The organism is Klebsiella sp. JB_Kp031, assembly GCF_040064295.1.
GTDB lineage: Bacteria > Pseudomonadota > Gammaproteobacteria > Enterobacterales > Enterobacteriaceae > Klebsiella > Klebsiella quasipneumoniae.
Genome location: NZ_JBEAJW010000040.1, coordinates 238,075 through 264,865, shown reverse-complemented (window position 1 = coordinate 264,865; position 26,791 = coordinate 238,075). Strand labels below are relative to the sequence as shown.

Genomic DNA, 26,791 nt, shown 5'->3' with positions numbered 1-26,791 from the left:
AACAATGACTCCAGTGGTTACATCAAGCGTTGATAAAGTTCGCGATAGGAGTTCGCGGCAACCTGCCAGCTAAAATCCATATTCATCGCCTGACGCTGCACATAGCGCCAGAGCGATGGGCGCGACCAGAGGACAAAGGCGCGACGAATAGCGCGCAGCAATGACAGCGCATTGCTGTCCTCAAAGACAAAACCTGTCGCCAGACCATCGGCAAGGTTCTCCAGCGAACTGTCTGAGACCGTGTCCGCCAGACCGCCGGTGCGGCGCACCAGCGGCAGCGTACCGTACTTCAGACCGTACAGCTGGGTCAGGCCGCAGGGTTCAAAGCGGCTCGGGACCAGAATGACGTCGGCGCCCCCCATAATGCGGTGGGAGAAGGCCTCATGGTAGCCAATCTGCACACCCACTTTGCCTGGATGTTCGGCGGCGGCGGCGAGAAACCCTTCCTGCAGCACCGGATCGCCGGCGCCCAGCAGCGCCAGCTGGCCGCCCTGCTCAAGCAGGCCCGGCAGCGCTTCGAGCACCAGATCCAGCCCTTTCTGGCTGGTGAGACGGCTGACGACAGCAAACAGCGGCGCTTTATCATCGACCTTCAGGCCCATGGCGATCTGCAGCTGACGCTTGTTCTCCGCCTTCTCCTCCAGCGTGTCGCGATCGTAGCGCATCGGCAGCAGGAGGTCGTTTTGCGGGCTCCAGATACCGTCGTCAACGCCGTTGAGAATTCCCGACAGCCGTCCTTCATGATGGCGCTGACGCAGCAGCCCCTCCATGCCGTAGGCGTACTGCGGCTCGGTGATCTCGCGCGCGTAGGTCGGGCTCACCGCCGTAATATGATCGGCGTAGTAAAGACCGGCCTTCAGAAACGAGATCTGGCCGTTAAACTCTAGGCCATGCATGTTGTAAAACGACCACGGCAGTTCGATATCATTCATATGCCAGGAGTAAAACATCCCCTGGTACGCCAGGTTATGCACGGTAAAGACCGATTTAGCCGGGCGGCCGCGCGCCGCCAGGTAGGCCGGCGTCAGGCCGGCGTGCCAGTCGTGGGCATGGACCACATCCGGTCGCCAGAATGGATCCAGTCCGCTGGCCATTTCGCTTCCCACCCAGCCCAGTAGCGCAAAGCGCAGAACGTTGTCGGTATAAGCGTGCTGGTTGGTATCGTGGTAAGGGCTCCCCGGCCGGTCATAGAGATGCGGGGCGTCTATCAGATAGATCCCCACGCCGTTAAAGTGGCCGTACAGCAGCGTGATCCGCCCGGCGAACGTATCCCGGCGGGTCACCACCTGGGCATCCACCACGCCGCGGCGGATATCAGGAAACGCCGGCAACAGCACGCGCGTATCGATACCCTCCGCGATTTGCGCCGCCGGCAGCGCGCCGATGACGTCCGCCAGACCGCCCGTCTTTAACAGCGGGAACATCTCAGAACATACATGTAAGACCTGCATTAGCGCTCCTGTTTGTGCCCCAATTTCCGCAGCATGTCGCGGGTCACCAGCACGATACCTTCCTCTGAGCGATAGAAGCGGCGTGCATCCTCTTCCGCGTTCTCACCAATCACCATACCTTCCGGGATGACGCAGGCGCGGTCAATCACGCAGCGACGCAGGCGGCATGAGCGCCCCACCCAGACATCTGGCAACAAGACTGCCGAATCAATGTTACAGAATGAGTTCACCCGCACGCGCGGGAACAGCACCGACTGCACCACCACCGACCCGGAGATAATGCACCCCCCGGAAACCAGCGAGTTCAGGGTCATGCCGTGGCTACCGGAGCGGTCCTGCACGAACTTCGCCGGCGGCAGCGATTCCATATGGGTACGGATCGGCCAGTTCTGGTCGTACATATCCAGCTCCGGCGTGACTGACGCCAGATCGAGGTTGGCCTTCCAGTAGGCTTCCAGCGTCCCCACGTCGCGCCAGTACGGCTCGGCGTTCGGGTCGGACTGAACGCAGGAGAGCGGGAAAGGATGTGCATAAGCCATGCCAGCTTCAGTGATCTTCGGAATGATGTCTTTGCCGAAATCATGGCTGGAGTTCTCGTTGCGATCGTCTTCTTCCAGCAGCTCATAAAGATAGGCGGCGTCAAAGACATAAATGCCCATGCTGGCCAGCGATTTGGTCGGGTCGGTCGGCATCGCCGGCGGGTTGGCGGGTTTCTCGACAAACTCAATGATCTTTTCGTTTTCGTCGACCGCCATGACGCCGAAGGCGGATGCCTCTTCAATGGGCACCGGCATGCAGGCCACGGTGCAACGCGCCCCTTTTTCGACATGGTCGATCAGCATGCGCGAGTAGTCCTGCTTATAAATATGGTCGCCCGCGAGGATCACCACGTACTCGGCCTTGTAGCGGCTGATGATATCCAGGTTCTGCGTCACCGCATCCGCCGTGCCGCGATACCAGTTTTCGCCGTGTACGCGCTGTTGAGCCGGCAGCAGATCGACAAACTCGTTCATCTCTTCGCTGAAGAAAGACCAGCCGCGCTGGATGTGCTGCACCAGCGTATGCGACTGATACTGGGTAATAACGCCGATGCGGCGGATCCCTGAGTTAATGCAGTTAGATAATGCGAAATCGATAATACGGAACTTGCCGCCGAAGTGAACGGCAGGTTTCGCACGCTTAATGGTGAGATCCTTAAGCCGGGTGCCACGGCCGCCCGCGAGGATCAACGCCACGGATTTGATGGGTAATTGACGCGCCAGCATCAGCGGATCGTTTTTTTCAAGCCTAACCATGATTAACTCCTTTTTACACCCCCGCTTTCCTGCTCATCCCGCCGCGCCGCCGCCACGGGTTTACCGGAAGCTTCAGGGCTTACGACCTTTGAAATACGCACACTCCGTGCGCGGGCCCATGCCAGACAGCCATGATGACCGGATTATCCTCTCCGGCGAATGGAGGAACGGCGCGCCATTCCCCCTCGGGTAAAACCATATCGACCACCTCTGCGGTGGCGTTCAGCGTGAGCAGCCAGCGATCCGACAACTGGATTTGCATACACGCTGCCCCCTGCTGCCACTCCCCGGCAGTCAGCGGCTGGGCATTGCGATTAAGCCAACGGACGCTGCCATCCCCCTCCTGCCACCAGCGGTTGCGGGTGAGCGCCGGAATGCGCCGGCGCAGGTGGATCAGCGCCGCGGTAAAGGCGGTTAATCCCGGGTTCGCCTGGCGCCAGTCCAGCCACGTCAGGGCATTGTCCTGGCAGTAAGCATTATTGTTGCCGTGCTGGCTGTGGCCTTGCTCATCGCCCGCCAGCAGCATCGGCGTCCCCTGAGCCAGCAGCAGCGTCGTCAGCAGCGCATGCACGCTGGCGCGTCGCCGTTCAATCACCGCAAAATTAGCTTCTAATCCTTCTATACCATGATTGTTGCTGTAGTTATTGTTAGTCCCATCGCGATTCTCCTCCCCGTTTGCCTCATTGTGTTTCTGATTGAAACAAACGCAGTCGCGCAGCGTGAATCCATCGTGGGCCGTCACCAGGTTGACCGTCGCCGATGGCGGCTTGCCATCACGGGCAAAGAGATCGCTGGAGGCCGCGAAGCGTTGCGCGAAATCCCCCAGGGAGACGTTTTGCTGCAGCCAGAAGCGGCGGGCGCTATCGCGAAAATGGTCGTTCCACTCGGCGAACAGCGGGGGAAAATTGCCCACCTGGTAGCCCCCCGGGCCGATATCCCAGGGTTCGGCGATCAGTTTCACCTGCGACAGCACGCTGTCGTGGCGGATAGCCTCGAACAGTGGCGCATCCTGGCGGAATTCCGGTGTCCGCCCCATCACTGAGGCGAGATCGAAGCGAAAACCGTCGACATGGCACTCATCCACCCAGAAGCGCAAACACTGGCGCGCCAGTTCCACTACCCCCGGGTGGCTGAGATTGAGCGTATTCCCGCACCCGGTCCAGTTGTGATAATCGCCATCTTCCCTTACCCAATAATAGCTACGGTTGTCGATTCCGCGCAGGGAGACGGTGGGACCTTCAAGATCGATTTCCGCGCTATGGTTGAGCACGATATCCAGAATCACTTCGATACCGGCGGCGTGCAGCGCCTTAACCGCATCGCGAAACTCATCCAGGGCGCGCGTCGGGTCGCTGGCATAGCGCGGATCCAGCGCGAACCATGCCAGTGGGTTGTAGCCCCAGTAGTTGCTCAACCCCATCCGCTGCAGTCGCGGCTCGCTGGCGAACTGCGCCACCGGCAACAGCTCAAGGGCGCTAATGCCCAGCGATTTGAAGTAAGCGATCATTACCGGGTGGCCCAGCGCCTTATAAGTTCCGCGAATAGCTTCCGGCAGCTGCGGATTAAGCAGGGTGAGCCCTTTCACGTGCGCCTCATAAATCACCGTTTCCCCCCACGGGGTACGCGGCGGTTGATCGCCCAGCCAGTCGTAATGCAGATCCACGACCTGCGATTTTGGCGCTATCGCGGCGCTGTCGCGATGATCCGGCTGCCACATTCCGCCGTGCAGGCGTTCGTCGTCCGGCAGCTCGCCTTCCACCCGGTGCGCGCAGGGATCGAGCAGCAGCTTGGCCGGGTTAAAGCGGTGTCCCTGCGCCGGATCCCAGGGACCATGCACCCGGTAGCCGTAGCGCAGGCCCGGCCCGACGGCAGCCAGCCAGCCGTGCCAGATGTCGCCGCTGCGCGCCGGGAGATCGAAGCGTTGCTCGTTGCCCTGCTCGTCGAACACGCACAGCTCCACCCGCTCAGCGTGGGCGGAGAAGAGGGCGAAGTTCACCCCTTTGCCGTCATAGCTGGCGCCCAACGGCGCAGGTTTGCCTGCCGCGAGGTTGGTCATTGCGCCTCCCGGACCAGCCAGATCGTCGCCAGCGGCGGCAGGGTCAGGGACAGCGAATGTTCGCGACCGTGGCTGGGGATAGCATCGCTTTCCACCACGCCGCCGTTGCCCTGGTTGCTGCCGTGATAGTGCATTGAGTCGGTATTCAACGCCTCGCGCCAGCGGCCCGGCTGGTTGATGCCGAAGCGGTAGTCATGGCGCGGTACCGGCGTGAAGTTGCTGGCGACGATAATCTCGTTCCCGGCCCGGTCGCGGCGCACAAAGACAAACACCGAGCGCTCATGGTCGTCGACCACCAGCCATTCGAAGCCGTACGGGTCGAAATCCAGCTCGTGCAGCGCCTTATGGTGGCGATAGGTATGGTTCAGGTCGCGCACCAGCCGCTGAACGCCGTGGTGCCAGTTGTCGCCGCCCTCCAGCAGATGCCAGTCGAGGCTGCCGTCGTGGTTCCACTCGCGGCCCTGAGCGAACTCATTGCCCATAAACAGCAGCTTTTTCCCCGGGAAGGCGAACAGCCAGCCGTAGTAGGCGCGCAGGTTAGCGAACTTCTGCCAGGCATCCCCCGGCATGCGGTCGAGAATCGATTTTTTGCCGTGCACCACTTCATCGTGGGAGAGCGGCAGCACAAAGTTCTCGGTGTAGTTGTAGAGCATGCCGAAGGTCATTTTGTCGTGATGGTAGCGGCGATGCACCGGATCGAGCTTCATGTAATCCAGGGTGTCATGCATCCAGCCGAGGTTCCATTTGAACCAGAAACCGAGGCCGCCGCCGGCTGGCGGACGGGTTACCCCGGCGAAATCGGTGGACTCTTCCGCCATGGTGACCGCGCCCGGCGTCTGTTCGCCAAGGATGCGGTTGGTGTTGCGCAGAAACTCAATGGCTTCCAGATTTTCCCGGCCGCCGTATTCGTTAGGGATCCACTCCCCCGCCTTGCGGCTGTAGTCGCGATAGATCATCGAGGCCACCGCGTCGACGCGCAGCGCATCGATGCCGAAGCGTTCGATCCAGTACAGCGCGTTACCCACCAGGTAGTTGCTGACTTCCCGACGTCCGTAGTTGTAGATCAGGGTATTCCAGTCCTGGTGATATCCCTCGCGCGGATCGCTGTGCTCATACAGCGAAGTGCCGTCAAACGAGGCAAGGGCAAAATCATCCGCCGGAAAGTGGCCGGGCACCCAGTCAAGAATGACGTTCAGCCCGGCGGCGTGCGCGGCGTTGATAAAGTAACGGAAATCGTCACGAGTGCCGAAACGGCGGGTCGGCGCATAGAGGCCGGTAGGTTGATAGCCCCAGCTGCCGTCGAACGGGTGTTCGTTAACCGGCAGCAGCTCGAGATGGGTGAAGCCCATCCATTTCGCGTAGGGGACCAGCTGGTCGGCCAGCTCGCGGTAGCTCAGCCAGAAATTATTGTCGGTATGGCGGCGCCAGGAGCCGAGATGCACTTCATAGATAGAGATCGGGGCATCAAACTGGTTCGCCGCTCTGCGGTCCGCCGGCTGTTCCACTTTGGGCGGCAGGTCGCAGATAAGCGAGGCGCTTTCCGGACGCATTTGCGACTCAAAGGCATAAGGATCGGCTTTGACCCGCAGGTGGCCGTGGGCGTCAATCAGTTCGAATTTATACAGCTGGCCATTGTGCGCGCCGGGAACGAACAGCTCCCAGATCCCGGACTCTTTGCGGAATCGCATCGGGTGGCGTCGGCCGTCCCAGTAGTTAAACTGCCCCACCACCGAGACGCGGCGGGCGTTCGGCGCCCACACCGAGAAACGGGTGCCGGTAACGCCGTCCATGGTGGCGGCATGCGCGCCCAGCGTTTCGTAAGGGCGCAGGTGGGTCCCTTCCGACAGCAGCCAGACGTCAAGATCCTGCAGCAGCGGACCAAAGCGATAAGGGTCATCAATCAGATTCTGCTGTCCGTGCCAGGTGACGGCCAGCTGATAGCGAAAGGCGTTTTTACGCCGCGGCAGAACGCCGCTGAAAAAACCACGCGAGTCGAGGCATTCGAGCTTGCCGACTTTGCGTCCGGTTTTTGGTTCAATAACCCACACATCGGTGGCATCGGGTAATAATGCGCGCACTTCCAGCCCGGCGTCGGTACGGTGCATGCCGAGCACGGAAAAAGGGTCCGCGAAATGACCGGCGATTAGCGCATTAATCACGTCTCTATCGATATGATTAGACATGCTTTCATCCTGTTGTAAGTGTCGCTCATTCCTGTAACTGGCGACTTTTTTGACCTGAACGGCGCAGCGCTTTTTGCATCCTTCTGCTCCGTCCCACCTTCAGGTAAGGAATTCCTTACTTAAAGCATAGCCAAGGCTGAGTTACCTCCGTGGGGAAAAATCTAACATCCGCGTTTACTCCTTGTATTACGCAAAAAAAAAGGGGGCTCGAAGACCCCCTTTCTGTTCATCCTGTGCTTACGCCAGCTGGCGAAGCATCCGGCGCAGCGGCTCGGCGGCGCCCCACAGCAGCTGGTCGCCAACGGTAAAGGCCGACAGGTATTCCGGTCCCATATTCAGTTTACGCAGGCGTCCGACCGGGGTGGTCAGGGTGCCAGTCACCGCGGCTGGGGTCAGCTCGCGCATGGTAATGTCGCGATCGTTCGGTACCACTTTGGCCCACGGGTTGTGCGCGGCCAGTAGCTCCTCAACGGTCGGGATAGAGACATCTTTTTTCAGCTTGATGGTGAACGCCTGGCTGTGGCAGCGCAGCGCGCCAACGCGGACGCACAGGCCGTCTACAGGGATAACGGACGAGGTGGCGAGGATCTTGTTGGTCTCCGCCTGGCCTTTCCACTCTTCGCGGCTCTGGCCGTTATCCAGTTGTTTGTCGATCCACGGGATCAGGCTGCCCGCCAGCGGAACGCCGAAGTTATCCACCGGCAGCTCGCCGCTGCGGGTCAGCGACGTCACTTTGCGCTCGATTTCCAGAATGGCGGAAGCCGGGTCCGCCAGCTCTGTCGCGACGTGGTTGTGCAGTTGGCCCATCTGGCTCAGCAGTTCGCGCATATGACGCGCGCCGCCGCCGGAAGCCGCCTGGTATGTCGCCACGCTGACCCACTCCACCAGATCCTGGGCAAACAGGCCGCCGAGGGACATCAGCATCAGGCTGACGGTACAGTTGCCGCCGACAAAGGTTTTTACGCCGTTGTTCAGGCCGGCGGTGATCACGTCCTGGTTAACCGGGTCGAGGATAATGATCGCATCGTCCTTCATGCGCAGCGAAGAGGCCGCGTCAATCCAGTAACCCTGCCAGCCGCTTTCGCGCAGCTTCGGGTAAATCTCGTTGGTGTAATCGCCGCCCTGGCACGTGACAATAATGTCCAGTGCCTTCAGCGCGTCCAGATCGAACGCATCCTGAAGCGTGCCACCGGTGCTACCGCCGAATGACGGCGCTGGCTGTCCCAGCTGGGAGGTAGAGAAGAACACCGGGCGAATGGCGTCGAAATCGCGCTCTTCAACCATGCGTTGCATGAGAACAGAGCCGACCATTCCGCGCCAGCCGATAAAACCAACATTTTTCATAACGTATTCCTGCGAGGTGTGTGCTGTTTGTGCCTGACCAGTTTCCAACTGGATTATCCCTCACCTTACAAAATGCAGCTAAAGTCGCAAGTGAAATTAATCAATGATTGCTGAACAATCAGAAAAGCAACTTATCCTGCGCATTGTCCACCGTCGCTGGTAGTCGTCAAAAGCGCAATGATTATCGGGGAAATCACCCAGGGAATGGAACATTTTCCGTTGCGATTTTATTGATCCTGATTATGGATTAAGCACGAAATCGGCTGATTTTCCCCTTGCCAAAAAGAAGCAACAAACCCAGGTGCAGCAAGGCTTGCCGAAGGATACGAGCATCGTCGTAGCGCTAATAAGGGCGAGGAGCCGGAAGAGAAAAGAGGGAAAAAGCGCGGCTTATTGCCGGGAAGCCAGGGTAAACGGCGTTACCCTGGCTTTTGGCCTCCCGCGAGCGGGTGACGAACAGACTTAGCTCAGAAGCTGGAAGGCAATCATGCCGACAATCGCCCCGGTGGTGCCGAGGATGGTTTCCATCATCGTCCAGGTTTTCAGCGTCTGGGCTTCGGTGGCGCCGGTAAATTTACCGAACAACCAGAAGCCGGCGTCGTTCACGTGGCTCACCACAATCGAGCCTCCGGCGATACAGATAGATAATGCCGCCATCTGCGCGCCGCTGTAGTTCAGCTGCTCAATCACCGGCATCACCAGGCCGACAGCCGTCAGGCACGCCACGGTGGCAGATCCCTGGATGATACGCACCGCCGCCGCCAGCACGAAGCAGGTAATGGCGATCGGCAGCCCCATGCCGGTCAGCGCTTCACCAAGCGCCGGGCCGACGCCGGAGTCAACCAGCACCTGCTTGAAGACGCCGCCAGCCCCGATCACCAGCAGGATAATTCCCGCCGGCTGCAGCGCATGGCCGCAGATCTCCATTACCCGGTCTTTCGCCATCCCCTGACGTACCGCCAGGCCGTAGATCGCCACCAGGCAGGCCACCAGGATCGCGGTGAACGGGTGACCGATAAATTCGAACCATTCGTAAGCGGTAGACCCCACCGGTACAAAGCGCGCGGCGATGGTTTTCAGGCCTACCAGCACCAGCGGTAGCAGGATCAGCGACAGGCTGAAGCCGAAGGAGGGCATTTTGCCTTCGCCGAGATGCGGCTCGGTCACGTCGTCAGGAATATGCAGCTCAACGTAGCGGCTGATGAAGTTGCCCCACAGCGGCCCGGCGATAATCATCCCCGGAATTGCCGCGCACAGGCCAATCAGGATCATCCAGCCAAAGTCGGCGTGCATTTGCGACGCCAGCAGCATCGGCGCCGGTCCCGGCAGCAGGAACGCTGCGGCGGCGGCCACCCCGGCAAACAGCGGGATCACCAGCTTCACGAGGTTAGTGCCGGTATGGCGCGCCATCGAGAAGGCGACGCTGATCAGTAGTACGATCGCCACTTCGAAAAACAGCGGCAGCGCGCAGATGAGGCCGGCGAGACCAATCGCATAGTGCGCGCGATTGTGGCCGAAGGATTTGAGCATCTTGACGGCAATCTGATCGACCGCCCCCGTTTCATGCAGGATCTTACCGAACATCGCGCCCAGCGCGACGACGATCGCCAGGAAGCCCAGCGTACCGCCCATCCCCTTCTCCATCGTCGCCGCGATTTTATCCAGCGGCATGCCGGAGAAGAGACCTGCACCAATAGAAACCACCATCAAAGCCACGAAGGCGTGCATCCGCGCCTTCATGACTAAAAACAGCAGCAGCAATACCGAGCCGACAGCTGTTAAAACAAGCGTTAAAGTACTCACTAGTGACTGCCTTTGTTGATCACCTCAATGGTGCTGGCCACCACGCCTTCCAGCGGCTGGTCGATATCGACGATAAGCACATCGCTCTCGTCGGCGCCTGGTTCCTGCAGCGTTTCAAACTGCGTCACCAACATTTGGGTTTTGAAGAAGTGCCCTTTACGCGCCTTCAGACGGTTTTCGATCACCTCGAAGTCGCCTTTCAGGTAGATGAAGGAGAGGTTCGGGTTGCCCTTGCGCAGAATGTCGCGATAGCTCTTCTTCAGCGCCGAGCAGACGATCAGCGACACCTTATTGGTACGCTGCATGGCAAACGCGGCGTCATTTAACGCCTGCAGCCACGGGGTACGGTCGTCATCGTTGAGCGGCTCACCGGAAGCCATCTTGGTGATATTGCTGCGCGGATGCAGAAAGTCGCCGTCGAGAAACGCGGCATGCAGCTGATGCGCCACTTCGCTGGCGACAGCGGATTTTCCGCTGCCGGAAACGCCCATCAGAACGTAGACGTGGTGATCATGATTAGTCGTGCTCAAAGCATCCTCCCACCGGACAGGTACGCCGCGCCGTGGCTGAGACTCATTGAGCGCGAAGGCGGCGTATCGGTTAATTGTTACGGGTAACTGTTATCGGTAACATTGTCATGCCGGACCTGTGGAGAAGCAATATCCATTCGTGCCAGATGTGAATATGTGTGATCTACTTCAAACTTGTCAGTTTAAATTGATCCGCCCGGTGACAATGTGAAACCTAAATCTAACATCTTAGGGGTAATCGCTTCGCCACGAATGCGCGCCAGCAGACGTTCGGCGCCGATGCGCCCCATCCGCTCACGCGGAGTCAGGACGCTGGCCAGCCGCGGCTCCATCACCTGGCCGATATCGTGGCCGTGGAAACCGGCAATTGCCATATCATCGGGGATCTTCAGCCCCAGGCGCTGGCACTCAAAGGCCGCGCCGACCGCGAGGTCATCGTTGGTGCAAAAGATGCCGTCAAGCTGCGGGTATTCGCGACGCGCCTGGCGCATCAGCTCAATCCCGGATGAATAGGACGAGGACTGCTCCACCATCACGCTGTAGGGCGTCATACCGGCGTCGAGCATCGCCTGCTCGTACCCCTTCTGTTTGATGATAGTACGTTCATCAAGACGCGCCCCCAGATAGGCGACGTGGCGGTGGCCGCGGGCGATGATCGCCGCGGTCATCTGCCGGGCAGCTTCAAAGTTATCAAACCCGACCGCAATATCGAGGCATGGCGACCGGCTGTCCATCAGCTCCACCACCGGAATGCCGGCGACTTCAATCATCTTCAGGGTGCGGGGCGTATGGGTGCGTTCGGTGAGGATCAGGCCGTCAATGTTCCAGGAGAGCATTGATTCGAGGCGTTTCTCTTCCATTTCCGGCTTGTAGCCGTAGTGCGCCAGCATGGTTTGATAGCCGAAGGCGTCGGTGACGCTTTCAATACCGCGCAGCACTTCCGAGAACACCTGGTTGGTTAACGATGGCAGCAGCACGCCAATCGCGCGGCTGGTGGCGTTGGAGAGAATGTCAGGGGCGCGATTGGGAATATAACCCAGTTCATCGAGGGCAACGGCAATCTTGCCACGCAGCGCTTCGGAGACCTGCTCCGGGTTGCGTAAATAGCGACTGACCGTCATTTTGGTCACGCCGACAAGATCGGCTACATCCTGAAGTACGGGTCTTTTCTTTTTCATCGTCCTGACTGTGATCAACGGGGAAACATTTTCTCAGTTTATCACGGACAAAGCGCAACCTTCCCTCATGTTAGGGAAGGTTGCGCAATTTATTTATACCCATCATAGTTCAAGTTGCATGCGCGTTGGCTTTCCTCGCTCACCCCAGTCACTTACTTATGTAAGCTCCTGGGGATTCGCTGCGTCGCCGCCTTCCTGCAAATCGCATTATTTTGGGTATAGACTACCTCAGATAACTATCAAACCGGCGGCAGATCGAACAGCAGGATTTCGCTATCGCTGTCGGCATGAACCGAAATCGCCTGCTCATCCCAGATGGCCAGACCATCGCTGGTGGTAGCTTTGGTACCGTTGATGGTCACTTCGCCTTTGACGACCTGGATCCAGACGCGGCGTTCCGCAGCAATCTGGTGAACCGACTGCTCATCTTTCAGCAGCGCCCAGCGATACAGTTCCATATCCTGGTACACCTTCAGCGAGCCATCTCGCGCATCCGGCGACAGCACCAGCTGTTTGCCCTGGGCGGCGTCGAAGCGGCGCTGCTCGTAGCGCGGGGTAATGCCGGTTTCTTCCGGAATAATCCAGATCTGGTACAGACGCAGACGATCGGTTTTGCTCGGATTGTACTCAGAGTGACGCACCCCGGTACCCGCGCTCATGATCTGAAACTCGCCCGCCGGCACCTGCTCTTTGTTGCCCATGCTGTCCTGGTGCTCCACCGCCCCTTCCAGCACATAGGTCAGGATCTCCATGTCTTTGTGCGGGTGGGTACCGAAGCCCTGACCGGCGTCGATGACGTCATCGTTAATCACCCGCAGGGCGGAGAAGCCCATAAAGTTCGGGTCGTAATAGTTGGCGAAAGAGAAAGTATGCCAGGAATCCAGCCAGCCATGGTTAGCATGGCCACGTTCGTTCGCTTTGCGTAAGTAGATCATGTTGCACCCCCATATGTTTTCGATGGAGTCAGTGTGGACCCATTTCGCCAACGATCATAGAGGGTGAAAATTGACTCCTCTGTTCAAAAAATATGAACAAGCGCAGAGGAGCCGATTGGGCTTATTTCACCAGGGTAATAGTGGCCGGTGATGGCTGCTCAAAGCCGCGCTGCAGGATCTCCATATTGGTAAGAACGTCAGATTCCTTGACGTAATTTGGCTGGCCGTTGACGAGGGTATCGTACAGCGCGTCGTATACCCGGCCATAGTCGCCGCTCTCCAGCGGGACCGCTTCGCGCACCGTCTCCCCCGCGTCGTTGACATACACCAGCTCGCCGACGCTGTCATCCGCGCCAAAGCCCGGCTCGCCCGGCATGATATTGGCTTTCAGGCTGGTTTCCTGCTGGTCGATACCATATTTCACAAACGAGCCTTTATGGCCGTGGACGATGAATTTCGGGTAGTCGATCTGCACCAGATGGCTGGTCTTAACGATAGCCTTCAGATCGCCGTAGAACAGCTGGGCCTCAAAGGTATCGTCCGGGTTAGCTTTGTTGCGCAGCGAGCGCAGATCGTAAGCAACATGGTCCGGGCGGCCGAACAGCGAAATAATCTGGTCCAGGGTATGTACGCCAAGGCCATAGAACTCGCCGTTTTGCGGACCGCCAGGGTTGGTCTCCGCCAGCGGGCGGTAGTTGTCAAAATGGCTTTCGATCTCCACCAGTTCGCCAAGCTTGCCGCTCTCAATCACCTTCTTGGTGGTCAGGAAGCAGGAATCGAAGCGGCGGTTCTGGTAGGGCGTCACCGTCAGGCATTTGCTGTTCGCCAGCGCAAACAGGGTTTTGGCTTCCTCCAGCGTCGGGGTGAACGGCTTTTCCACCAGCACATTTTTCCCCGCCTCCAGCGCCTTTTTCGCATATTCAAAATGGCTGTCGGCATGGGTGCAGACCACCACCAGCCTGACCTGCGGGTCGTTAAATACTTCATCGAGATCGCTGGTGAAATGGATGTGGGAATACTGCGGCGCCTGCTCTTCGGGCTTCGCCCGACGGCGGTAGATGTGCGCCACCTGCCAGCGGTCCTGGCGGTGTAATACGTAAGGAAGATGGTAGCGGGTGGTGCTTTTGCCGAAGCCAATAAATGCGCAGTGCAGAGTCATAACGCTGTCCTTAGTGAATGAACTACCTTCAACCATAGCGCAAGCCGGGACATGACTTCATCCTCTCAGTCCGTTTTCCGTGAAGATTCGTCAAAAAAATAGGTAGTGCACTACTTATACGTAATTATTAATAACTACTTGATTAATAAGTGATTAAATCACCACTTTCCGGCTAAACCTCTTGATCTCAATGGCGAAACTGCGGATAAGTGGAGGGCAAACCAGGACGTTGCTGATGACTAACGGAGTAGCCAGCCGCTGCTAATGGACAAACAGTATCTCGCCTTAAACGGCGCCCTTTTTTTCTGGCTTCTCGCGCTGATCGCCTGGTCTGTCAATGCGATCGTGCCGGCGCGCCTGGCGGCCGCCTGCGCGCTGGTTGCCTTCCTCCTCCATAGCCAACGGAACAAGATTAACGCGATGTTTATCAAGAAAAATAAAACGGAACCCCAGACTTCAGAAGTGGTCACGCCTCCGGCAAATAACCCAGAATCCCCAACGGTCGCCAGTAAAAAACAAGAGACCACGGTCATCGCCAGCGGGGTGCATTTCGTCGGCAATATTGTCGCCAGCGGCCATGTCTACATTCACGGCCAGCTTACCGGCAACATTGAGGCTAAAGAACATCTGATTAAGGTGATGCGTGAAGGCCAGGTGGAGGGCAACATCAGCTGCCGGGAGCTGATTATTGACGGCAAGGTGCAGGGCCAGTGTCGCGGCGACAGCATCAGCATTGAGGAGCATGGCAATTTGGATGGCACCCTCACCTATCGCTCGCTGGCGATTAAAAAGGGGGGCCTGTTCACCGGCAGCGCCGAGGTGCTGGCCGCGGCGGAAAGCAAAAGTCATCTCATCGGCCTGGTTGCGGAAGACGGCGTGACGTCCGCCAGGCCGCAAAGCGCCTGAGATTGCAGCAAAAAAAAAGCCAGCACCCGGCTGGCTAAAGTAATACTGGAAGCAATGTGAGCAATGTCGTGCTTTCAGGCTTTCCGCAGGGGTCTTCCTGAATGCAGGACAATAATAATCATTCTCATTCGCACTTGTCTATCTTTTTTTGCAAAAAACAACATTGACTCCCCGGCTGCCGTCAGAGATGGTGAAGGGGAATCAACCACCAAAAAGAGGATAGGGGAATGAGTGACATAGTGATACGCCATGCCGAACCGCGCGATGCTGAACCTTTACGTATGCTGATGGCGCACCCGGAGGTCTATCATGACACGCTACAGATCCCTTACCCCGCCATGGAAGCCTGGCAGGAGAAGCTACAGCCCAAACCCCATACCTTCCACCTGGTAGCGACGCTGGACGATCGGGTTACCGGGCATCTGTCGCTCCATGTCGAGCCGCGCCCTCGTCGCAGCCACGTTGCGACCTTTGGTATGGCGGTTTCAGCAGGCCATCAGGGCCGCGGTATCGGCAGCGCCCTGATGCGCGAGATGATCGACCTGTGCGATAACTGGCTGCGCGTTGACCGCATTGAGCTGACGGTGTTCGCCGATAACGAGCCAGCGATTGCGGTGTACAAAAAACACGGATTTGAGATCGAAGGCACCGGCAAGCTTTACGCGCTGCGCAACGGTGAGTATGTGGATGCGTATTATATGGCGAGAATGAAGTAGCTTATTGCCGGGTGGCGGCTTCGCCTTACCCGGCCTACTTTCGTGCCGTGGTTGGCCCGGTAAGCGCAACAGCGCCACCGGGCAACATATCAATACCCCGCCGTTAAATCATCCGGCGAACGCGGATCGGAGGCACCATACAGCATCCCGTCCGGCCCCACCATAATGCTCTGGGTACTGCCCATCGCCTCTTTCAGCGCCACTTTCTGTCCCTTCGCCTCCAGCAGCTTCAGGGTATCCGGGCTAAAGCCTTTCTCTACCCGCAGCTCATCCGGCAGCCATTGATGGTGAAAACGCGGGGCGTTGGTGGCTTCTGCGACGTTCATCCCGAAATCGATGGTATTGACCACCATCTGCAGTACGGTGGTGATGATCCGGCTGCCCCCGGGACTGCCCGTCACCAGCCAGGTTTTGCCGTCTTTCACCACAATGGTCGGCGACATCGACGACAGCGGGCGTTTTTTCGGCTCCACCGCATTGGCGTCGCCGCCCACCAGGCCATAGACGTTAGGCACGCCGGGCTTCGCCGAGAAATCATCCATCTGGTTATTCAGCAGAATGCCGGAGTCGCCGGCCACAATGCCGGTACCGAAGGTGGTATTCAGCGTATAGGTCACCGCCACCGCATTGCCCTCTTTATCCACCACCGAGAAATGGGTGGTCTGGTTGCTTTCATAGGGCGCCAGTTTGCCCGGGCGGATCTGGCTGGAAGGCTTCGCCTTATTGACGTCGATCTCGGCGGCAATCGCTTTGGCGTAGGCTTTGCTGGTCAGCGCCTGCCACGGCACTTTGACGAAGTCAGGGTCGCCGAGATATTCAGAGCGGTCGGCATAGGCGTGTTTCTCCGCCTCCGCCATCACCTGCATAGCGTCGGCGCTGCCAAAGCCATATTTCTGCAAATCGAAGTTTTCGAGGATATTGAGGATCTGCACGATGTGGATCCCGCCGGAGGAGGGCGGCGGCATAGAGTAGATCTCATACCCGCGATATTCGCCGCTAATCGGCGTGCGCTCCACGGCCTTATAGTTAGCGAGGTCGGCTTTGGTGATAAGCCCGCCGTGCTTTTTCATCTCGTCCGCGATCTGGTCGGCGATGGCGCCTTTATAGAAGGCATCCGGACCGTGCTCGGCAATCAGCTCGAGGCTTTTCCCCAGGTTCTTCTGTACCAGCCGGTCGCCCTTCTTCAGCGGCTCGCCGTTCTTCCAGAAGATCGCTTTACTGTTTTCGTGCTGCGGGATCACTTCGCTGCCGTAGGTCTTCAGATCGTCCGCCAGCGCATCGTTAACAATAAAGCCCTCTTCCGCCAGCTTGATTGCCGGGCGGACCACTTTGTTCAGCGGCATGGTGCCGTATTTTTCCAGGGCAAGAGAGAAGCCCGCCACGCTGCCTGGCGTACCGGAGGCCAGATGCGAGGTGAGCGATTTTTTACTGTCCGGGTTACCCTGGTCGTCGAGGAACATGTCGCGCGTAGCCTGCTCTGGCGCCATTTCGCGGAAATCGATCGCCGTAGTCTTGCCGTCTTTCGTCCGCAGCATCATAAAACCGCCGCCGCCGATATTCCCCGCCTGCGGATGAGTGACCGCCAGCGCGTAGCCAACCGCCACCGCCGCATCGACGGCGTTGCCGCCCTGGCGCAGAATATCCACCCCGACGCGGGTGGCCAGGGCATCCACCGAGGCCACCATGCCCTGCCGGGCGCGCACCGGATGGAATACATCCTCCTCTACGCCATAAGAGACCGGCGGCGGCGGCGGACTGGCGGCAACGGTAAAACTCCCGCCCGCCAGCAACGCAGCGATGACCACCTGACGCCAGATTGTTGTTTTTATCATTGTCTTACTCCTGATAGGTAGGTTTCATTCCCCGCTTAAGCCTGGTTGATAACTCCTAAAAAATCATTGTTATGGCGGATTCGAGGTACACTTAAGTGATCCCACGCACGGGAGGAGAAAACCATGAAAGCGATGTTATTTCTGGCGGCGCTGATGCCGCTCGGCGTTTTAGCCCAGCCAATCAATATTGATAACAACCCCAATCAGCCGGGTTACGTGGTCCCCAGCCAGCAGCGCATGCAAAATGAGATGAAGGTGCAGCAACAGCAGCAGCAGAGCATGCTGAAGCAGAATCTGAACAATCAGACTCGCTCCCAGCAGCAGCATCTGCAAAACCAGCTGCAGACCAATCAGCAGCGTGCCGCACAGGGCGGGAATATCAATCCGCCGCAGCAGGTACTGCCGAACAATAATGGAGGGATGCTGCGGCAGACCAACCCGTAAAGGCCAGCCGCCGCGCAGTGGATATTAAGGCTGGAAATCCGGCCCGATGACGTCAATGGCATCGGTGCAGATGCAGTCTACGCCCCAGCGCAGCAGCTCGGCGGCGCGCTGGGGTTTGTTAACGGTATACACCAGGATATGCAGGCCGGCCTGTTTCAGGCTTGCCACACGCCCGGCGTCCAGCAGCTTGTGGTTGAGGTGAATGGACACGCAGCCCAGCCGGGTGGTCAACTCCCGCCAGTCATCGCGCCACTCATCCAGCAGCAGCCCGCGCGGCAGCTCGGGAGCGGCTTCCTGCGCCGCCTCCAGGGCATCGATTTCAAACGACGATAGCAGCGGCGCGGTCATTCCCGCCCACAGCTCCCGTGCCGCCAGGGCCACCACGTTGCCGGTCTGCGGCCCAAGGCCAGTGGTCGGTTTAATTTCGATATTCGCCATCATGCCGTGACGGCGGCAGCGCTCCGCCACCTGGGAGAGCAGCGGCAGCGGCTCGCCCTTAAATTCACGGCTGAACCAGCTGCCGGCATCGACCTTCAGCAGATCGTCCCATGGCAGCTCCCCCGCCACGCCCCAGCCGTTGCTGGTGCGTTCGAGATTATCGTCATGCAGCAGAAAGATCTGCCCGTCCTTTGACAGCTTGGCGTCAAATTCAATCATCGTGTGCCCGTAGCGGGCGCCAACATCGATAGCCGCCAGGGTGTTCTCCGGCGCCAGTTTACCGCCGCCGCGATGGGCGACGATACGGGGATAAGGCCAGTTACTCATGCGCGTTGTCCTGTTTCACCATCAAAGAGGTGCAGATGTTCCAAAGGCAGATGCAGCCATAGCGTGCTGCCTGCCGCCGGACGCTGCTGGTGCGGCAGTCTGACCACCAGCTTCTGTTCGCCCCAGCGCCCGTGGGCGAGGTTATCGGCACCTAAAATTTCCAGGGTGTCCATCAGCAGCGGAATGCCGCCTTGCGCCTGCGAGCTTAAGATAAAATGCTCCGGGCGGATACCGAGCGTCATTTTACGCCCGGCGTGGCGCCGATGCTCATGATTCGTCGGCAGCTGCATGCCGCCCGCCAGCTCAAAGCGACCGCCGTCATCGCTGATGCGCCCTTCCAGCAGGTTCATGGCCGGGCTGCCGATAAAGCTCGCCACAAAGCGGCTGGCCGGTTTCTCATATACTTCGACCGGGGTGCCGATCTGCTCGGCAACGCCTTTGTTCATCACCATCACCCGCTGGGCGAGGGTCATCGCCTCCACCTGGTCATGGGTAACGTACAGCGAGGTGGTTTTCAGGCGGCGATGCAGCTGCTGCAGCTCAAGACGCATCTGCACGCGCAGCTTGGCGTCGAGGTTTGACAACGGTTCGTCGAAGAGGAATACCGCCGGGTCGCGCACGATGGCGCGGCCCATCGCCACGCGCTGGCGCTGGCCGCCGGAGAGCTCGCGCGGGCGGCGCTTGAGCAGGCCGTCCAGCTCAAGAATACGCGCCGCCTCCTGCACCCGTTCGGCGATCAATCCCTTACCCATGCCGCGGATCTTCAACCCCCACGCCATGTTCTCTTCCACGCTCATATGCGGATAAAGGGCATAGTTCTGGAACACCATGGCGATGCCGCGATCCTTCGGCTCCATCTCGGTCACCCGTTTACGATCAATCCAGATATCGCCGCTGGTCACCCGCTCCAGTCCGGCAACCATCCGCAGCAGCGTTGATTTCCCGCAGCCCGACGGGCCGACCATGACGATAAACTCCCCGTCCGCCACGTCCAGCGTCAGCGGTTGAATCACCTGGGTTTTGCCATCCCAGCTTTTGCTTACTGCCTGTAGTTTTAAACCAGCCATTTTATTTCTCACTATCGACCAGGCCACGCACAAACGCGCGCTGCATGGCTAAAACGATGACAACCGGCGGGATCAGGGTCAGCAGCATCGCCGCCATCACCTGATTCCACTGGGTAGTGCCTTCGCCGGTGGCGATCATGCCTTTGATGCCGGCGACGGCGGTGCCAAGATTCACATCCTGAATAATCAGCAACGGCCACAGATACTGGTTCCAGCCGTAGATAAAGGTGATGACGAACAGCGCCGCGAGGTTGGTTTTCGACAGCGGCAGCACGATGTCGCGAAAAAAGCGCATCGGCGAAGCGCCATCGATACGCGCCGCTTCAATCAGCTCGTCCGGCAGGGTCATAAAGAACTGGCGGAACAGGAAGGTGGCGGTGGCCGAGGCCATTAGCGGCAGCGTAAGCCCGGCATAGCTGTCGAGCATGTTGAGATTGGCGATCACTTCCACCGTCGGGAAAATACGCACCTCGACCGGCAGCATGAGGGTGATAAAGATCAGCCAGAAGAACAGGTTACGCAGCGGAAAGCGGAACCATACGATGGCGAACGCCGAAAGCATCGACACCACGATTTTGCCCACCGTAATGGCGAACGCCATGATGAAGCTGTTGAGCATCATCAGCCAGAACGGCGCGCTGTTGACGCCGACGCCGTTCACCCAGATGGTCTTCATGTTCTCCAGCAGATGTCCGCCGGGGATCAGCGTCATCGGCGTTTCGAACACCGATTGGTTATCCAGCGTCGCCGCCACGAAGGCAACATACAGCGGGAATAAAATGACGGCGATGCCCAAAATCAGCATGGTGTGGCTGAAAATCGTCAGCCCGCGACGGTTCTCAATCATTGGTAACGCACCTTACTTTCAACGTAACGGAACTGCACCACCGTCAGGATAATGACGAGGAACATCAGCACCACCGACTGCGCGGCGGAAGCGGAAAGATCGAGCCCGGCGAAACCTTCGCGATAGATTTTGTAAATCAGGGTGGTGGTCGCCTGCACCGGCCCGCCGGCGGTGGCAGCATCGATCACCGGGAAGGTGTCGAAGAAGGCGTAAACCAGGTTGACCACCAGCAGGAAGAAACTTACCGGCGCAATCAGCGGCAGCGCCAGCTTGAAGAAGCGGCGGATTGGTCCGGCGCCGTCGATGGCGGCGGCCTCAACCAGCGAACGCGGGATCGACTGCAGCGCGGCGAAGAAAAACAGGAAGTTGTAGCTTATCTGCTTCCATACCGAGGCAAAGACCACCAGGAACATCGCCTGGCCGCTGTTTTGCGCGTGGTTCCAGTCGTAGCCCAGCTCGCCAAGGAAGTGAGTGATCAGCCCGCGCCCGGGGTTAAAGAGGAAGATCCACAATACCGCCGCCACGGCGGGGGCCACGGCGTACGGCAGCAGCATCAGGGTCTGATAGAAGCGGCTGCCGCGCACCACGTAGTCGACCAGCGCGGCGAAAAACAGCGAAATGAGCAGGCCGCTGACGGTCACCAGGGCGCTGAATTTTATAGTCGTCCAGAACGAGTCCAGGTAGTACGGATCGTGGAACAGCGCAACGAAGTTATCCAGGCCGACGAACTGGCTGGAAAGGCCAAAGGGATCGACGCTCTGTAGCGAATACCACAGCGCTTCGCCCGCGGGCCAGATAAAGAAAATCAGCGTGATAATCAGCTGCGGCGCGACCAGCACGTAGGGCAGCCAGCGCGAGCGGAATACCGGACGGGATGATGACATGGAGATTGGGTTCCTGAACAATGCCGGGTGGCGGCTACGCCTTACCCGGCCTACATAGGGCACATCGTAGGCCCGGTAAGCGCAGCGCCACCGGGCAAGTTACAGATTACGATTTGGTCGCTTGTTCGAAGCGGCGCAGCAGCTGATTCCCACGCTGAACGGCGGAATCCAGCGCCTGTTGCGGGGTTTTCTTGCCGGTCCACACGCTCTCCAGCTCTTCATCGACGATGGTGCGGATTTGCGGCATGTTGCCCAGGCGCAGGCCTTTGGTGAACGGCAACGGCGGCTTGTTCAGCATCTGGCGGGTGGCGATATCGGCGCCCGGGTTCTTATCATAGAAGCCCTGCTGACGGGTCAGATCGTAGGCCGCGGTGGTGATCGGCAGATAGCCGGTTTTCTGGTGCCACTCGGCGGCGTTTTCCGGTTTGGTCAGGAAGTCGAGGAACTTCGCCACGCCGGTGTAGGTCTCTTTGTCTTTGCCCTGCATCACCCACAGGCTGGCCCCGCCAATGATAGCGTTCTGCGGCGCGCCTTTCACATCGGCATCGTAAGGCATCATGCCGACGCCGTAGTTAAATTTGGCGTACTGGCGGATATCGGCCAGCGAGCCGGACGAGGCAGTGGTAATGGCACAATCGCCGTTATAGAACTTTTCAGTGGACTCGTCTTTACGCCCGAAGTAGCTGAAATCGCCCTTCTTGTTCATCTCTTCGAGTAGCGCAATATGCTTCACCTGCTCCGGCTTATTGAACTCAAGAACCGCGTCGGTGCCGTCAAAGCCATTATTTTTCGTCGCCACCGGCAGACCATGCCAGGCGCTGAAGTTCTCGATCTGGATCCAGCCCTGCCAGCCGCTGGCGTAGCCGCACTTCATCCCGGCAGCTTTCAGCTTCGCGGTGTAGGCCGCCAGATCCTGCCAGGTCTTCGGCGGCTGCTCTGGATCTAAACCGGCTTTTTTGAAGGCGTCTTTATTGTAGTACAGCACCGGGGTGGAGCTGTTAAACGGCTGGGAGAGCAGATGGCCGGTTTTCGAATCGGTGTAATACCCGGCGACCGTCGGCACAAACTGCGATTCATCAAACTTGATGCCCGCCTCGCTAAACACCTGGTAGACCGGCTTAATGGCTTTCGACGCCATCATGGTGGCGGTGCCCACTTCATACACCTGCAGGATCGCCGGCGCGTTGCCGGTACGGAAGGCGGCGATACCGGCGCTCAGGCTCTGTTCATAGTTGCCCTTGTATACCGGAACGATTTTGTAATCAGGATTGGCCGCGTTAAAGCGTTGCGCCAGAGAATCCACTTCTTTACCCAGTTCGCCTTCCATTGAGTGCCAGAACGGGATGGTGGTAACCGCCAGGGCCTGACCGGCAAAAGCCAGGCTCAGCGCCAGTCCTAAAGCTGTATGTCGTAACGATATCATCGGTTATCTCTCTTGTTGTGCCGGATGCGCGATTTCACGCGTTTTATGCTCGCGGGGTAACATGACATGTTCGAATTACAGAAAAATAACTTTTTTATTACAAAAAAAAGATAGTAACGGGTCAGAGAGATGACAAGCCGATGAAAGGACGGGGGAAGTAAAGTGGGAGCTGAGACACGGATAATAGTTGTGCGATCGGCTCCCGGGGTCGGCGCAAGCGCCTCGCCCGGGCTACAAACCGGCGAACTGAACGACGCCGGGTTGCGATGAATTAACCGCCGAGATAGGCGCTGCGCACCGCCTCGTTGGCCAGCAGCGCGTCGCCGGTATCCTCCAGCACCACGTGACCGTTCTCCAGCACGTAGCCGCGGTCGGCCAGCTTCAGCGCCTGGTTGGCGTTCTGCTCGACGAGGAAGATAGTCATCCCCTGCTCGCGCAGTTGCTCAATGGTATCGAAGATCTGCTGAATAATGATCGGCGCCAGCCCTAATGACGGTTCATCCAGCAGCAGCAGACGCGGCTGGCTCATCAGAGCGCGACCGATCGCCAGCATCTGCTGTTCGCCGCCGGACATGGTGCCGGCGCGCTGGATACGGCGCTCGTGCAGACGCGGAAACAGCTCATACACCCATTTGATGCGGGTCTGGAACTGATCGCGGTCGGCAAAGAAACCGCCCATCGCCAGGTTCTCTTCCACCGTCATACGCGAAAAGACGCGCCGCCCTTCCGGGACGATCGCCACCGCCTCGCGCATGATCTTCGCCGTCTGCCAGTCGGTAATATCCTTACCGTCAAAGACAATGCGCCCGCTGGAGGCGCGCGGATCGCCGCACAGCGTGCCGAGCAGGGTGGTTTTCCCCGCGCCGTTGGCGCCGATAAGCGTCACAATCTCGCCCTGTTTGATATGCAGGCTGACGTTGTGCAGCGCCTGAATCTTGCCGTAGTGGGCGCTGACGTTGTCAAAAGTTAACATCGCGTTTTCCATCTTATGCCTCACCAAGGTATGCGCGGATCACGTCCGGGTTATTACGAATCTCTTCCGGCGTCCCGTTGGCCAGCGGTGTCCCCTGGTTCACGACGTAGATGCGATCGGAAATGCCCATCACCAGCTTCATATCGTGTTCGATAAGCAGGATGGTGGTGTTGTGATGGTTACGCAGCTCGGCGATAAGCTCGTCCAGCTCTTTGGTCTCTTTCGGGTTCAGCCCCGCCGCGGGTTCATCGAGCATCAGAATTTCCGGCTGGGTCACCATGCAGCGGGCAATCTCCAGCCGGCGCTGGTCGCCATAGGCCAGGTTGCTGGCCTGGCGGTTAGCGTGCTCCAGCAGGCCGATACGCTCCAGCCAGGTGGCCGCGCGGTCCAGCGCTTCGCTCTGCGCCCGACGGAAGGCCGGCGTTTTCAGCAGACCGGAGAAGAGTCCGGTTTTCAGCTGCTGATGTTGCGCCACCAGCAGGTTTTCAATCACCGTCATTTCGCGGAACAGACGCACGTGCTGGAAGGTCCGCACCACGCCCATCCGGGCAATCTGCTGGCCCGGCAGCCCTTCCAGATGCTGGTCGCGCAGCAGAATGGTGCCGCCGGTAGGCTTGTAGAAACCGGTCAGGCAGTTAAAGACCGTGGTCTTCCCGGCGCCGTTGGGGCCGATCAGCGAGACGATCTCGCGCTCTCTGAGCTCCAGAGACACATTGTTGACGGCCAGCAGACCGCCGAAACGCATCATCAGGCCGCTGACGGATAATAATGGCTGACTCATGCCTGCTCTCCTTTCGCCTGACCGTTTTTCAGCTTCAACTGCACGCGCGTCATTGGCAGAAGTCCCTGCGGACGCCAGATCATCATCAGCACCATCAGGCCGCCGAGCATTAACATGCTGTATTCGTTAAAGTCACGCATCAGCTCACGCGACACCACCAGCAGAATAGCCGCCAGGATCACCGCGAACTGCGAGCCCATCCCGCCCAGCACGACGATCGCCAGTACGAAGGCGGACTCGGCGAAGGTAAAGGATTCCGGACTGACGAAACCCTGGCGCGCGGCGAACAGCGTCCCGGCAAAGCCGGCAAACGCGGCGCTGATGGTAAAGGCGGTCAGCTTAATGCGCGTCGGGCTCAGGCCCAGCGAACGACAGGCGATTTCATCTTCACGCAGCGCTTCCCACGCCCGCCCCAGCGGCATCCGCAGCAGGCGGTTGATAACGAACAGGCTCAGCACCACCAGCAGCAGCGCCACCAGGTAGAGGAAAATCACCCGGTCGGAGGGATCGTATTTGACGCCGAAGAAGTTGCTGAAGGTATCCCAGCCGCCTTCGCGGGCGCTACGGCTAAACTCGAGGCCAAAGAAGGTCGGTTTCGGGATCTGGCTGATGCCGTTCGGCCCGCCGGTGATTTCGGTATTGTTGAGCAGCAGAATACGCACGATCTCGCCAAAGCCTAAGGTCACAATCGCCAGGTAGTCGCCGCGCAGACGCAGTACCGGGAAGCCGAGCAGGAAGCCAGCCGCCGCGGAGACCAGGCCGGCCAGCGGCAGACAGGTCCAGAAACCGAGACCGTAATAGTGGTTCAGCAGCGCGAAAGTGTAGGCGCCGATGGCGTAGAACCCGCCGTAGCCCAGCACCAGCAGGCCGGAAAGCCCGACCACCACGTTCAGCCCGAGACCGAGGATGATATAGATCATCGTCAGGGTGGCGATATCCACCGTGCCGCGCGACACCATAAACGGCCAGGCCACGGCAATGACCAGCAGGGCGATCAGGAACAGCTTCTGCTTCACCGTTGAGCCGTCAATCGCCGGCATAATAAACTTCGGCCCGGAGACGTTCTTAACCGCTTTCTGGAACAGCGGCCGCAGCAGCTGGAAGAAAAAGACCACCGCGGTGCCGATGAAGATCCACTGCCAGCGAATATCGGCGGCGGTATCCACCACCAGTTTGGTGCCGTTCAGCTCCAGCTGCACGCCCATAAAGACGCCCGCCAGAATGAAGAACATCGCAGCAGAGAGCAGCGCCATTGCAATTTGCATCGGTTTCATACTTTTTCAACCTCCGGGCGGCCCAGAATGCCAGTCGGCATTACTAACAGCACCAGAATCAGCAGCGCGAAGGAAACCACGTCCTTATATTCAGTGCTGAGATAGGCAGAAGAGAGCGCTTCGGCAATACCCAGGATCAGGCCGCCGATCATCGCGCCCGGAATACTGCCGATACCGCCGAGCACGGCGGCGGTGAAGGCCTTCATCCCGGCCATAAAGCCGATGTAGGGGTTAATCACGCCGTAGAACTGCCCCAGCAGCACGCCGGCCACCGCCGCCATCGCTGCGCCGATGACAAAGGTCAGGGCGATAACGCGGTCGGTGTTAATCCCGAGCAGGCTGGCCATTTTCAGGTCTTCGGCACAGGCGCGGCAGGCGCGCCCCATCCGCGAGTAGCGAATGAACAGCGTCAGGGCCAGCATGGCGATAAAAGTCACCACCCAGATCACCAGCTGCATGGTGGTGATCGTCGCGGAGAAGCTGTCGCTGTGGCCGACAACCCACTGGCCGTTAAACAAGCTCGGCAGCGCCACGTCGCGGGAGCCCTGGGTCAGGCTGACGTAGTTCTGCAGGAAGATAGACATCCCGATAGCGGAGATCAGCGCAATAAGACGTTTGGAGTTACGCACCGGCCGATAGGCCACGCGCTCAATGCTCCAGCCGTAGGCGCTGGCAATCACAATGGCGCCCACGAAGCCGGCGGCGACCAGCAGCCAGCTGGTGTCGATGCCCATCATCATCAGCGCGGCGATGATCATGAAGGAGACATAGCTGCCAATCATATAGACCTCGCCGTGGGCGAAGTTGATCATGCCGATAATGCCGTACACCATCGTATAGCCGATGGCGATCAGCGCATAGGTACTGCCCAGCGTGACGCCGTTAAACATCTGCTGCAGAAAATAGAGAAACTGCTCGGACATAAGGTAACCTTTTTCAAACCGC

Annotated in this window: 23 protein-coding genes and 1 pseudogene; 4 read left to right on the top strand and 20 right to left on the bottom strand. The window is 58.9% G+C overall.

What is annotated here, in order from left to right; genetic code table 11:
* Window positions 1-17 precede the first annotated feature (17 nt).
* From glgA to asd, 5 genes are all read right to left on the bottom strand, one after another.
* A complete protein-coding gene (gene glgA, locus ABLV64_RS21015) occupies window positions 18-1,451 on the bottom strand; it encodes a glycogen synthase GlgA (protein WP_004202133.1) in 1,434 nt (477 codons plus the stop codon).
* Window positions 1,451-2,746: a glucose-1-phosphate adenylyltransferase gene (glgC, locus tag ABLV64_RS21010; protein ID WP_002920566.1), complete on the bottom strand. Its 1,296-nt coding sequence runs from the start codon at window positions 2,744-2,746 to the stop codon at window positions 1,451-1,453. The genes glgA and glgC overlap by 1 nt, the downstream gene beginning before the upstream one ends.
* Window positions 2,747-2,825: 79 nt before the next feature.
* Window positions 2,826-4,802, bottom strand: coding sequence for a glycogen debranching protein GlgX (gene glgX, locus ABLV64_RS21005; protein WP_023319259.1), 1,977 nt, complete (start codon window positions 4,800-4,802; stop codon window positions 2,826-2,828).
* Window positions 4,799-6,985: a 1,4-alpha-glucan branching enzyme gene (gene glgB / locus ABLV64_RS21000; RefSeq protein WP_017899970.1), complete on the bottom strand. Its 2,187-nt coding sequence runs from the start codon at window positions 6,983-6,985 to the stop codon at window positions 4,799-4,801. Before glgB ends, glgX begins: the two co-directional genes overlap by 4 nt.
* A 237-nt stretch (window positions 6,986-7,222) precedes the next feature.
* Window positions 7,223-8,329, bottom strand: a complete 1,107-nt coding sequence (gene asd, locus ABLV64_RS20995) for an aspartate-semialdehyde dehydrogenase (protein ID WP_017899971.1) — start codon at window positions 8,327-8,329, stop codon at window positions 7,223-7,225.
* Between the two features lie 103 nt (window positions 8,330-8,432).
* Between asd and ABLV64_RS20990 the strand changes: the two are divergent.
* Window positions 8,433-8,795: pseudogene (locus ABLV64_RS20990) on the top strand (hypothetical protein).
* Here the strand turns inward: ABLV64_RS20990 and gntU are convergent.
* From gntU to ABLV64_RS20965, 5 genes are all read right to left on the bottom strand, one after another.
* On the bottom strand, window positions 8,792-10,132 hold the full coding sequence (gene gntU, locus ABLV64_RS20985) for a gluconate transporter (RefSeq protein ID WP_004202127.1): 1,341 nt from the start codon (window positions 10,130-10,132) through the stop codon (window positions 8,792-8,794). The pseudogene ABLV64_RS20990 and the gene gntU overlap by 4 nt on opposite strands.
* Window positions 10,132-10,662 carry a gluconokinase gene (gene gntK, locus ABLV64_RS20980; protein WP_004202126.1) on the bottom strand — a complete coding sequence of 177 codons (531 nt, stop codon included), beginning with the start codon at window positions 10,660-10,662 and terminating at the stop codon, window positions 10,132-10,134. The genes gntU and gntK overlap by 1 nt, the downstream gene beginning before the upstream one ends.
* Window positions 10,663-10,844: 182 nt before the next feature.
* Complete coding sequence (gene gntR / locus ABLV64_RS20975; protein WP_002920777.1) at window positions 10,845-11,840, bottom strand: gluconate operon transcriptional repressor GntR; 996 nt, start codon at window positions 11,838-11,840, stop codon at window positions 10,845-10,847.
* A gap of 239 nt (window positions 11,841-12,079) precedes the next feature.
* Window positions 12,080-12,775, bottom strand: coding sequence for a pirin family protein (locus ABLV64_RS20970; RefSeq protein WP_002920779.1), 696 nt, complete (start codon window positions 12,773-12,775; stop codon window positions 12,080-12,082).
* A gap of 121 nt (window positions 12,776-12,896) precedes the next feature.
* A complete protein-coding gene (locus tag ABLV64_RS20965) occupies window positions 12,897-13,934 on the bottom strand; it encodes an oxidoreductase (protein ID WP_348842977.1) in 1,038 nt (345 codons plus the stop codon).
* Window positions 13,935-14,198: 264 nt separating this feature from the next.
* Between ABLV64_RS20965 and ABLV64_RS20960 the strand changes: the two genes are divergently transcribed.
* Together ABLV64_RS20960 and yhhY are read left to right on the top strand one after the other, a co-directional pair.
* Window positions 14,199-14,840 carry a polymer-forming cytoskeletal protein gene (locus tag ABLV64_RS20960; protein WP_017899974.1) on the top strand — a complete coding sequence of 214 codons (642 nt, stop codon included), beginning with the start codon at window positions 14,199-14,201 and terminating at the stop codon, window positions 14,838-14,840.
* 239 nt (window positions 14,841-15,079) lie between these two features.
* Entirely contained in the window at window positions 15,080-15,556 is a 477-nt protein-coding gene (yhhY, locus tag ABLV64_RS20955) for an N-acetyltransferase (protein WP_231793161.1), read from the top strand.
* A gap of 89 nt (window positions 15,557-15,645) precedes the next feature.
* Here yhhY and ggt read toward each other — a convergent pair whose 3' ends face one another.
* Window positions 15,646-17,388, bottom strand: coding sequence for a gamma-glutamyltransferase (ggt, locus tag ABLV64_RS20950; protein WP_348842976.1), 1,743 nt, complete (start codon window positions 17,386-17,388; stop codon window positions 15,646-15,648).
* Window positions 17,389-17,511: 123 nt separating this feature from the next.
* Here ggt and ABLV64_RS20945 point away from each other — a divergent pair, with 123 nt between their 5' ends.
* Window positions 17,512-17,832, top strand: a complete 321-nt coding sequence (locus ABLV64_RS20945; RefSeq protein WP_004202118.1) for a DUF2756 family protein — start codon at window positions 17,512-17,514, stop codon at window positions 17,830-17,832.
* 24 nt (window positions 17,833-17,856) lie between these two features.
* Here the strand turns inward: ABLV64_RS20945 and ugpQ are convergent, their stop codons facing one another.
* The 9 genes from ugpQ to livH all read right to left on the bottom strand — a co-directional run bounded on the left by ugpQ (window position 17,857) and on the right by livH (window position 26,769).
* The gene (ugpQ, locus tag ABLV64_RS20940) at window positions 17,857-18,597 is read right to left on the bottom strand and encodes a glycerophosphodiester phosphodiesterase (protein WP_004202117.1); all 741 of its coding nucleotides are present in this window, start codon (window positions 18,595-18,597) and stop codon (window positions 17,857-17,859) included.
* Window positions 18,594-19,664, bottom strand: a complete 1,071-nt coding sequence (locus tag ABLV64_RS20935; RefSeq protein WP_004150074.1) for a sn-glycerol-3-phosphate import ATP-binding protein UgpC — start codon at window positions 19,662-19,664, stop codon at window positions 18,594-18,596. The genes ugpQ and ABLV64_RS20935 overlap by 4 nt, the downstream gene beginning before the upstream one ends.
* 1 nt (window position 19,665) lies before the next feature.
* The gene (gene ugpE / locus ABLV64_RS20930; RefSeq protein WP_004202115.1) at window positions 19,666-20,511 is read right to left on the bottom strand and encodes a sn-glycerol-3-phosphate ABC transporter permease UgpE; all 846 of its coding nucleotides are present in this window, start codon (window positions 20,509-20,511) and stop codon (window positions 19,666-19,668) included.
* Window positions 20,508-21,395: a sn-glycerol-3-phosphate ABC transporter permease UgpA gene (ugpA, locus tag ABLV64_RS20925; protein WP_002920792.1), complete on the bottom strand. Its 888-nt coding sequence runs from the start codon at window positions 21,393-21,395 to the stop codon at window positions 20,508-20,510. The genes ugpE and ugpA overlap by 4 nt, the downstream gene beginning before the upstream one ends.
* 106 nt (window positions 21,396-21,501) lie before the next feature.
* The gene (ugpB, locus tag ABLV64_RS20920; protein ID WP_004174008.1) at window positions 21,502-22,818 is read right to left on the bottom strand and encodes a sn-glycerol-3-phosphate ABC transporter substrate-binding protein UgpB; all 1,317 of its coding nucleotides are present in this window, start codon (window positions 22,816-22,818) and stop codon (window positions 21,502-21,504) included.
* Window positions 22,819-23,089: 271 nt separating this feature from the next.
* Window positions 23,090-23,803 carry a high-affinity branched-chain amino acid ABC transporter ATP-binding protein LivF gene (livF, locus tag ABLV64_RS20915; RefSeq protein WP_004145133.1) on the bottom strand — a complete coding sequence of 238 codons (714 nt, stop codon included), beginning with the start codon at window positions 23,801-23,803 and terminating at the stop codon, window positions 23,090-23,092.
* A gap of 1 nt (window position 23,804) precedes the next feature.
* A complete protein-coding gene (livG, locus tag ABLV64_RS20910) occupies window positions 23,805-24,572 on the bottom strand; it encodes a high-affinity branched-chain amino acid ABC transporter ATP-binding protein LivG (RefSeq protein WP_002920803.1) in 768 nt (255 codons plus the stop codon).
* Window positions 24,569-25,846, bottom strand: a complete 1,278-nt coding sequence (livM, locus tag ABLV64_RS20905) for a branched chain amino acid ABC transporter permease LivM (RefSeq protein WP_004202111.1) — start codon at window positions 25,844-25,846, stop codon at window positions 24,569-24,571. Before livM ends, livG begins: the two co-directional genes overlap by 4 nt.
* Window positions 25,843-26,769: a high-affinity branched-chain amino acid ABC transporter permease LivH gene (gene livH, locus ABLV64_RS20900; RefSeq protein ID WP_002920807.1), complete on the bottom strand. Its 927-nt coding sequence runs from the start codon at window positions 26,767-26,769 to the stop codon at window positions 25,843-25,845. The genes livM and livH overlap by 4 nt, the downstream gene beginning before the upstream one ends.
* Window positions 26,770-26,791 lie beyond the last annotated feature (22 nt).